The following is a 9,873-nucleotide window of genomic DNA, read 5'->3' on the forward strand; positions in this document are numbered from 1 at the left end:
TCCACATAGCATGCCAAAAAAAAACACTTAAATTACATAGAATTAAAAAAACACACTAGCCTTAATTATTGTTAATTTCAAATTGCAAAGCATTCTTCAACATATCATTAATACATGCATAAACTAGAAAAAGCAGTGACTTAATAATAAGAAAAAGTAAATAGTCTTTATAATAATAAGCTTCACACTTACGTCAGTAATAATTTCCGCCCCTCATTTTCGGTCAGTACTTTGGCAGTTAGAGCGTTTTATGACCTTCGTTTTTACAGCTCTAAGCTCACAGAATATCTTTATGAAGAATGAATACAAAAAAGTATTTTATTGATCACATATTTTATAAAATCTGACACCAATAAATAGAGAACCCTGTAGTATCAAGGGATAGTCAACGGAGGAGAGCTATTATGAAAATGATTATTCAAGCTTGTGCATTCTTTCTCATCCCATTTGCATCAATGGTTGAAGCGTCTTCAGGAGAGATTCGTTTCAGAGGTATGATTACAGAGCCTACATGTCAGGTCGATGCTAAATCTCAATCTTGCATTCAGGTAACAAATACAAAAATGGAAGTTAAAAAAGATATCAGCGTGGAAGAAGTGGTTCTTCACAGTGGTTTTACTAATCTGGTTGTGACACATCTATAACTGATATTGAAAGTAACGCTGTTTCTCAACATATTATCATTACAGTGCAACTTAACAAAAAAGGGCAAAATTACTGATACAGTAATCGCCCTTTTTTTGATCCTATCTTTTATCACTTACATTTTACTGCATAGCACAACAAACCATCATAAAACGTCGACAAATACGTTCACAGACCCCGAATAATCTCCAGGCATAGGTGAGCCCGAAATTGTTTTTACGGGATACGCCTTCGCATCAAAGTGACCGACACGGTGAGAGTCTAGAGGCACTTGATTGCCACTCTGATTTGGCTTAATCAATTTTCCGCTACGTTCAATCGCAATACCCACTTCACTATTAGATGAAGCATAAAATTCTGTCAGTGTTGAAGCTTTACCCATTAATGTAAGGTCCAAACTGCCATCGAAATTACAATCAAAGGTTAGGTTAACATCCCTTTTAGTATAACCATTTGGTACTGCGCCTTTGTTCATCTCGGCACTCGCGACAGTACCAAGGTCAACACTGATGTTTGAACCTTCACGAATAGTACACAAGGCTGGAGTTTTAACAGTAATATCAAGGTACGTTTCTGCAATAGGCGTCGTTGAGCTCACATTCTTCTTCAATGATGCATATAAGCTACTTACCTTCCCATTAAAGTGGGTTGCACCAATTACCGTTTTCTTAAAACGCAGATCGATCTTACCTTTTGCACCCGTATTTGCACTCGGATTATTCATCCATCCTTCAACACAGCGCTCATCGTAAGTGTTTTTCTTATCGTTAAATGGAACCGTATAATACTTATTTATTGTACCAATAAAATAATACGAGGCTATTGATAGCGACTCATTCAAATCAAAATACTGTATGTTAGCGCTGGTATATTTTGAAAGCGGAGATGTCGCTGTAAAATACGTAGTGGTATACCACGTAATATCATCTCGTGCACTGCGATCGTCCGAAACACAGCGGCACTTTCTCGGCACACGATCTGCGTTAGAACCAAACGTGAAGAAATTTTTAACAATACCACCCGGTTGATTGACAGAATCATCGACACCATCTTCATATTTCAGGTTGTAGACTGTTGTACCATTGATTGGTCCACACTCATGCAACTTCAAAGCAAACACATTACAACTGCCAAATATGAATAAAACATATAAAAGTTTGATTATGTTCATCGCCTTACTTCACACTCAGTGTCTGTTGTTTATACGCGCCAAAGTCATCTACATACGTAACTTTTACAGTATCACCTCGGACAAATTCCATATTATTCGCAATTTGAAATGCTTTCTTAGGCTGTACAACAGATAAGGCTTTATCTTTAAATTCAGTTTTTCCTTTCATCAGTGAACTAATAGCAAAGAAATACGGTGTTGGGTTGTTGATCTTCAATGTATTACCCACAACCATAACCGTTAACTGCGATTCAGCACCTTCACGTGCTTCAACTAAGTTAGCTGGTCGTGCAATTAACTTGATTTTGGTACGCATCGCAAACTGTAATTGATTTGCTTCTTCCAATGCTGGTGGCAGCTCTTGCACGTATAACCAAAATAGCGCTTCTCTGTCTATCGGTAGATTTGCAGACGTCTGCATAATGCGCAAATTTTGCTTACTGCTGCTTGCTAGCGTAAATAGCGATGGGGAAATCACAAAGCTATTATCTGGAATTGCATCGGCTTCCGATTCTAGCCATACCTGTCCACCATATTTTTTTTCATTATTATTTTTAATGACAAGATTTGCGCCTTTAGTACCTTCGGTATACACCACACGGGTAGCATTTAGGGTAAAGGCCGCTTGCGCATTTGAGACCAACAGAACTGAGCTCATTAAGAAAACAGCCATTATTACTAATCTATTCATTGTATTATTCACACTTTGTTGTACCAGTATTCATAATTTGAGTACTGGGTTGATTAATCGTAATCACGCCTTGGCACGTCGGGGTGCTGTATGCGATATCGAGCGGGAACTTACTTTGTTCGGTGGCGCTGAGTTCAACCATTACACTGCCATCAACCCCAATCACCGATTGTTTATCTTTGGTTGACACAATAGTACCCAACGGCAAGTACGTTCCCTTGGCGTCCATCATTTGTGTTACTACGCGAATCACCCTGCTCGCGTTGAAATCGACATAACTGATTACGCCACGTTCTGGCATTGTCGCAATGATCGATTTCTCTGTTTGAATATCTGTTGGCATAGACGCCGCATTTAGACTCAGCTCATTGGTTTCATAAGGCTGAATATTGGACACCAGCGCATAGCCATTTTTATTGGTTTCTTGACCGTTAACTTTGATGCCTTCACGTTCGCCGACTTTGGCAATGATGTAGCTATCTGAACGTTTAGCACCCGCAATAACGCCACCGTCAAAACCTACTAAAGTACCGCTTGCACTGGCACTGATCGTGCTGCCATTGCCGCTTGCATTGACACTTACATTCGTCTTATCTAATGAACCCGATAGAGAGGCTCTCGCATAGGCATCGGTATCTGGGCTCCACGATGCACCTACTGAATAAGAATACTCATCCACCACGCCGGATTGCCCGACCTCATATGACGTACTGTCAGATGTTGATGTTACTGAGGTGTACACGTTAGAGGCGCTCTTACCGTAATCAATTGGTACACTCATGGTCAGCATCACGGTATGGTCATCATTTTCCGTTTGGTAATCGGTATACGCCCCTGAAAGAGTGTAATTCACACGACCAATCGAGCTGCTGTACCCCACCGAGTAAGATGTACTCGCATTGCTTTTATTCCAGTATGTTTCATGGGCTAAATTCACATACACACTAGAATCAGCCACATCAAAATTTAAATTAGCGTCAATACGACTTTTACTGCGGGAAAGATCGACATCAGTGTTATAACTTGGCTCGCCGGTTTCACGATCATAATCACTGCTTACCGCCTCAGAAAAGGTACGGAAATTCTCTGATGAGAAACGATAACCTGCCAACTGTAGATCCATCGAACTCGACAGCTCTTTTGCATACAACAAGCGGAGACTGTGCCCTGAATGGTAATCATCATCCATTAAAGTGTTGGAATAACTGTAGTCCATGCTGACAGCACCCAATTCACCCATGGTGACCCCCCCCCCCGTTGCCATACCGTAATACGGATCGGAGATAGTCACTGCACCCATCAAAGTAATTTGATCAAAACCGTAACCATATTCACCATATAAGAAGCTATTCAACATCTTATTTTTACTGTCGCGATACTTACCCACAGTTAGTTCATATCGGTAGGTATCTTCTGTTAACAGCATTGGCAATTGCGTAATCGTATAGTTATAACGCTTTGATTGACCGTCTTCGCCAATGATTTCAAGGTCAACTTGGTTGTTACTTAAATATGGAAGGTCAGTAATCGAAAAATTGCCCGCTGCAACTTCCTTGGTGTATAGCAGATACTCACCTTGGTAAATATTCACCGTTGAATTCGTTTCTGCCGCGCCACGAATAACAGGCGTATAGTCTTGCTTATAACGCGGTAACATTTCACGATCTGAACGTAACGAAACACCGGTAAAGGGAATTGAATCTACCAAATAACCTTGAGTGATGGATTCCCCCACAACTGCTTCGCTTAAAGCGCTTGGTAGCGGTTTTGCGACATACGCTTGTTGGCGAACAAAATCATCATCCGTCACATCAGAAGATGCTACATTCGCGCGAAAACGCACATCATGATAGTTAGCTCCAATTTCTGCCGTCAGTGGCATTGCAAACTCATCATCACTATTTCGATTGTTATAACGAGCAGAAACTGAGTAATTCACAAAACCTGCAGTAATACCTTTATCCAACTGGCGCTGGTTAAATTCCAAATCTTCACGATTCATTAAATTGGCGTCAGGCACAAAGATATGAAGTGTCAATTCGTTCGCGTTGTAGTCAACCTGTGCACCCAGATCAGATAAGGTGTTTTCGCATGTCACATTCAATAGCGACAACTTTGCTTCTTGGGTCAAGTTTATCCCCAAGTTTTGCAGGATATCTACGGATAAACACAAACTCGGTTGCCCATCACTGTTTGGGGCAACATTAAAATTCTGATAGCCAATATAGCGTTTATTAACGTACACCCTGTAACTCTGGTTGCCCAAAGGTAGTTCACCATACGCATTCAGCAGCTTTGATATCTCCGTCTGCGTTTTCGCATCACCTTGTAGGAAATCAGTATTAAATTCGCTCGCTTGAGCTGCAATCGGTGCGAGCAACAGCAAAGGTATAATTTTACGAACCATTGTACCTCTCATCATAAATACAGGATTTGATAAACAGCTGTTGCCTCAACCTTTCCAGCTGTCACTGTCGGTGTCGTCGCATAAAAATTGGCTTTCAACGTAATGGCTTTTGTTGTGGCGTCAAAATTCGTATCTGCCGCTACCCACGACTGATTCAGAACGCGAGTACCATCATTCATCAAGACTTCTACACCCACTTTTGTCTCGTCAGTCGCATCCGACTGAATCACATTAGGGAAGTGCTCAACATTTCGAGCCTTTAAACTAATTTGTGCAGTTGTTGCTGGGCAATCAGCTGCATTAATGGGGGCCAAACTGAATGCGGTGTAATCGACATTCGCAGGTCCCGGAACTATGCTGCCCGGCGTGCCATGAATATTTGATTCTTTTGTGAAATCATTAATTGAAATAACACCTAAATTGATAATCTCTTTTTCTTCACCATTTACAAATATAACGGTGTCACAGGTAATTGTTCCTAATGCTCCTTTTATATAAATTGGCTTTTCATCAATAGCAGCTTCCGTAAAGGCACTAAATAATAAGCTTGTTAGCAAGCTAGAAATAAATACTATTTTCATAAAAAAGGAGCCCAGAGAGAATACTCTGGGCATTTCCAATATAAAGGTTAAAGGTAAGCGATTTGGTAACTTGCAACAGATGTAACAAGACCGGCTTTTGCTTCTTCAGCCGTTTTAAAGTAATTCGCAGATAAATTTACTGCTTTAGTTACTTTATCGAAATTAGTACCAGCATCAACATACCCTTTATTTAATAATGGTGTTTTATCATTAAACAATACTTGCACACCTACATTCGTTGTTGCTATTTCATCAGACGTAAGTACATCACTGAATCCCGTTACGGTTTGACCCGTTAGGCTTAATGCCGCTGTCGTTGCAGGGCAATCATCAGGATTTAAAGGCGCAATACCAAATGCAACAGGCGTTTCAGTTGATTCAGAGGCACCAGTACCAAAGTCACTAGTTGTAATTACTGGAAGCTCAACAAAAGCCACATCATTACCATCAACAATAATACCGGTATCACATGTTTGCGCTGTAATTGCCCCCGTAAAGTTCACCGTACCGCGCTGACCGTTACCCGCGGTTACTGACTCTGCATGCGCTACATTTGTTACAGACATTACTAAAAGAGCAGCAGCTGACAATACTTTCTTATTCATTTTAAACCCTATTAATTGGCACTTCTAAAAGCTCTTCTTTTTTATAACCAACGTAAATCGCCGTATTACTGAAGAGCATGTCAAATATCTGACAGGAAAGTTACCAATTGAAGTAGCCATCATCAACTGAAAAGAAAACATAATTAAATTGCCAGAAAACCCTTTATTCACTAACAGCTCACCGCCACCTAACGACAGTATAACGAACATGAAAATTGATATAAAAAAGATAAAACAACATAAAAAGAAAAACAAAACAACATACCAATCAATAAGTTATATCACTCAAAAATCAAACCCAATCGAACAAAACCACAAGCAACCATTTAGAGGTAGGATAAATAAGCGTGTTATTTTATAGACAACATGATGCCACCTTTTACATAGGGAATAGTTTTAACAAACAAAAAATCAATATATCAGGGTAAATATCAATTATTAGGGTATTAAAAAAGCAGCCATATGGCTGCTTTTTTAATTTAATGTCTGTCTAATCGTTTGTATAACTGTGCTTTGTCAAAAACCATGGGGTTGGTCAATAATAAGTACTTGTTCGTTTCATCTAAGAACATTTCTTGACTATAGCTTGCATTATTAAAAAACTTCATTTCGCTACGCAAATGCCAATATCCATCATCTCTTTCTATCGAATAGTCCAAATTTGAAAAATAAATACGGTTTTCTTTTACCTGATAATCAAACTTACAATACAACTCGAAAGTTTTAGTGCTTCCATCAAACATTTTGTATGTTATATCTACATCGCAGGTACCTGTATTCTTCTTAAATTGGTACTTTCTATTCTCAATATTACTTACAAACTCATCACTCCAATCATCCCCATACGGTATACGCGCTTTACTCGTATACCAGGCTGTATTTTCAATCGGATTTTTATTGTGATTAACCATAGAGAATATAGCGAATAATATTGACAGAACAAAGCTGACGCCAATAAGTACTTTGTATTTATTATTAACTACCATAGTAATCCTCGCCCTCGCATACTTTCTATTTTACTCAATGCATCGGCAAGCGAGCCATCTTTATTAAATATTCGAACAATAATATAGGTATCATTAAGATCGTTAATTGAAGCAAAAAATGTTTTATGTATGTGAAACACATCAACATACACTGTTTTATAGGTAATACTTTCTGGTGGAAGTGTTTGAACAGCATGGTAATACTGAGAAAACTTATCGATCACGTCTTTATATTGTCGTTTTGTTAAACTACCTCCACGAGATGAAAAGATAACTTTTACAAACTCACCATCCGGATTATTTATGTAAATAATATCTTTTTGATTTATCTCATAAGCATCATAGTCATTATTTTTAGATAAATACTGATAATATCCACCAATTACTAAGAAAATAATGGTGAGTATGAATAGTACGCTCCATAGGTAGCGACTGAATAAATACTGATAAACTGGCTGAGGGGCTTCTGCTATTTCAGACTCAGATAAAACGGGATTTTCTTTCGCCAGCTCTATCCGTATATATTGTACATCTTCAGGGCTGACTTCAAAAACATAGCCTTTTTTACGAATTGTTTTAATCAACTCCCCTTCATCAAACTGTCTAAAAATAGAGCGGAGCTTAGACATTACATTCAAAATGGATTGTTCGTTAAGCTCTTGCTCTTCCCAAACATGTTCAACAAGTGCATCTTTCGTCACAAGTTTCGATGCGTTATCAATCAGGTAAGACAGTACATCTGCCTCTTTAGGGCTTAAACTGAATGTCTTAATCTCGCCACTTGATCCACCGTTATGGACAAGGGTATTTTTGGTGGCATTAAACTGCCAGCAGAAAAATTGTATTTGCATTTATATCCACTCAGTTTACAAAAGCATGTAGCCAAGTAAGCACATACCGAATAGAAACGGTGTTGCGTTTATACCCAAGTTTATGGGAAACATTTGAAATGAGGTAGTTATAAACACTGAATTTAGTCGCCTTTCATTTTATTTATTGCCATAGAGCATAAAAAAAGCAGAAAGGTGATTCTTTCTGCTTCTTAATAATTAATCAGTCAATCCAAATGATTATCGTTGGAACGCGTAAACAGAGCCTAAATCTAAGATTTGAGTTAGCTCATCAAGTGCAGCACGAGATTCAACCACTAGCTGTGGATCAGCAAGGTCAGCATCAGTCATCGTGTCACGATAATGGCTATCTACCCACGAATTTAAACGATTGAACAGTATATCGTTCATAAACGTAGACTGATTGACGGCTTGAAGTTCTTGTTCATTCAGAACAACACGTAAACGTAAGCATGCCGGACCACCGCCATTTGCCATACTTTGCTTTAGGTCAAATATTTGTACTTTATCAATGCCTTGCTTAGCATTAATAATCGTTTGTACGTGCGCCCAAACTCGCTCATTATTTCGGCATTCTTCAGGCAAGACTAATACTGTTTCACCATTTGGCATTTCAAGTAATTGAGAGTTAAACAAGTAGCTAGTCACAGCATCTTCAATGGTTACTGCACTAGTTGGAACCTCTATAACTTTAAAGTTTCCTCCAACTTTGGCGGTTAACTCGTTATACACATCTTGTTGATTCAAAAAAGCTTGTTCATGGCAGAATAGAACGTTCTTGTTGCCCACTGCAATAACGTCATTATGAAACACACCTTGATCAATAACGTCTGGGTTTTGCTGCGCTATCACAACTTTATCACCATTTAATTGATGAAGACGCGCCACTGCTTCACATGCCTCAAAAGTATGACGAGCTGGATATTTTTTCGGGGCTGGGTATCGGCTATCAAAAGCATGACGACCATAAACAAAAAACTCGACACCTTGCTCATCATATTGATGACAAAAACGGGTATGGTTTGCAGCGCCTTCATCACCAAAGTGCTCTACAGCAGGTAACGCAGGATGATGAGAAAAGTGTTTTTTATCAGCAAAGGTTGCCTGAAGGATTCGTCCTGTTGTCTCATGTTCAATCGAGCGATGAAATTTATTTGTTAGATTAGCGGGGGTGAAATGTACTTTACCATCAGCGGTATCAGCTGAAGGAGACACTGTTGCCGCATTCGCCGTCCACATACTTGAAGCCGAACAACATGCAGCCAACACTTTAGGCGCTTGCTTAGCAGCTTGTTCAATAACATTCGCATCACTACCCATAAAACCAAGTCGACGTAGTGTGTGAACATCTGGACGCTCTTGAGGCGCTAAAATGCCCTGCACTAAGCCCATATCAGCCAGTGCTTTCATTTTCGCTAACCCTTGCTTGGCAGCTTGCTTAGGGTTGGATTGATTCGCCTGATTCTTTTCAGATGCGACATTACCGAAAGATAAGCCACTGTAGTTATGTGTAGGACCTACCAACCCATCAAAATTCGCTTCACGTGCTTTCATATACATTCCATGTTCTGATTACCGCTAAAAACATAGCACACAACATAACAAAGTATTTACATTTATGACAAGTACCAAACAAATTACTAGTTGGATCTATAGTAGTAGGTGACCTACTAGCAATTAGCATGTTTATTCAGCAGGAAACAAGGAATGCTGCTTTGTTTTATTCCCGAATGACAATACGGGCTTATATCTGAGGTTAAGCTCCCTATTATTAAAAGATTTATCGACGCATGCGTACTGGTCACAAATCAATCAGGTGACATGACTTATCTGGTAAGCACTCGCGAAATCACATAATTACCCACATTTATCTGATAGTTAAACCTAAAAAAGCCAACCGTCAATTGGTTGGCTTTTTTTCATTATGCGTGTTGGA

At 39.2% G+C, this 9,873-nt stretch carries 9 protein-coding genes; 1 reads left to right on the forward strand and 8 read right to left on the reverse strand.

Translation table 11 applies throughout. The features are described 5' to 3' along the window. The first annotated feature begins 404 nt into the window (after positions 1 to 404). Complete coding sequence (locus C9J48_RS05160) at positions 405 to 644, forward strand: fimbrial protein (protein ID WP_006229307.1); 240 nt, start codon at positions 405 to 407, stop codon at positions 642 to 644. Positions 645 to 790: 146 nt separating this feature from the next. On the opposite strand, the gene C9J48_RS05165 is transcribed toward C9J48_RS05160, so the two are convergent. The 8 genes from C9J48_RS05165 to astB all read right to left on the reverse strand — a co-directional run bounded on the left by C9J48_RS05165 (position 791) and on the right by astB (position 9,491). Beyond that, entirely contained in the window at positions 791 to 1,816 is a 1,026-nt protein-coding gene (locus C9J48_RS05165) for a fimbrial protein (RefSeq protein WP_006229306.1), read from the reverse strand. Between the two features lie 4 nt (positions 1,817 to 1,820). Then, on the reverse strand, positions 1,821 to 2,507 hold the full coding sequence (locus tag C9J48_RS05170) for a fimbrial biogenesis chaperone (RefSeq protein ID WP_081450077.1): 687 nt from the start codon (positions 2,505 to 2,507) through the stop codon (positions 1,821 to 1,823). Between the two features lie 4 nt (positions 2,508 to 2,511). Continuing rightward, complete coding sequence (locus C9J48_RS05175; RefSeq protein ID WP_006229304.1) at positions 2,512 to 4,914, reverse strand: fimbria/pilus outer membrane usher protein; 2,403 nt, start codon at positions 4,912 to 4,914, stop codon at positions 2,512 to 2,514. Positions 4,915 to 4,925: 11 nt separating this feature from the next. After that, positions 4,926 to 5,495 carry a fimbrial protein gene (locus C9J48_RS05180; protein ID WP_006229303.1) on the reverse strand — a complete coding sequence of 190 codons (570 nt, stop codon included), beginning with the start codon at positions 5,493 to 5,495 and terminating at the stop codon, positions 4,926 to 4,928. Positions 5,496 to 5,542: 47 nt separating this feature from the next. Continuing rightward, positions 5,543 to 6,100, reverse strand: coding sequence for a fimbrial protein (locus tag C9J48_RS05185; protein WP_006229302.1), 558 nt, complete (start codon positions 6,098 to 6,100; stop codon positions 5,543 to 5,545). A 479-nt stretch (positions 6,101 to 6,579) separates the two neighbouring features. After that, positions 6,580 to 7,086 carry a hypothetical protein gene (locus C9J48_RS05190; protein ID WP_006229301.1) on the reverse strand — a complete coding sequence of 169 codons (507 nt, stop codon included), beginning with the start codon at positions 7,084 to 7,086 and terminating at the stop codon, positions 6,580 to 6,582. Next, on the reverse strand, positions 7,080 to 7,937 hold the full coding sequence (locus C9J48_RS05195; protein ID WP_006229300.1) for a winged helix-turn-helix domain-containing protein: 858 nt from the start codon (positions 7,935 to 7,937) through the stop codon (positions 7,080 to 7,082). The genes C9J48_RS05190 and C9J48_RS05195 overlap by 7 nt, the downstream gene beginning before the upstream one ends. A gap of 219 nt (positions 7,938 to 8,156) precedes the next feature. Then, positions 8,157 to 9,491, reverse strand: a complete 1,335-nt coding sequence (gene astB, locus C9J48_RS05200) for an N-succinylarginine dihydrolase (RefSeq protein ID WP_006229299.1) — start codon at positions 9,489 to 9,491, stop codon at positions 8,157 to 8,159. Positions 9,492 to 9,873: the final 382 nt, after the last annotated feature.

The sequence above is a fragment of the Photobacterium profundum genome (assembly GCF_003026285.1).
Taxonomy (GTDB): domain Bacteria; phylum Pseudomonadota; class Gammaproteobacteria; order Enterobacterales; family Vibrionaceae; genus Photobacterium; species Photobacterium profundum.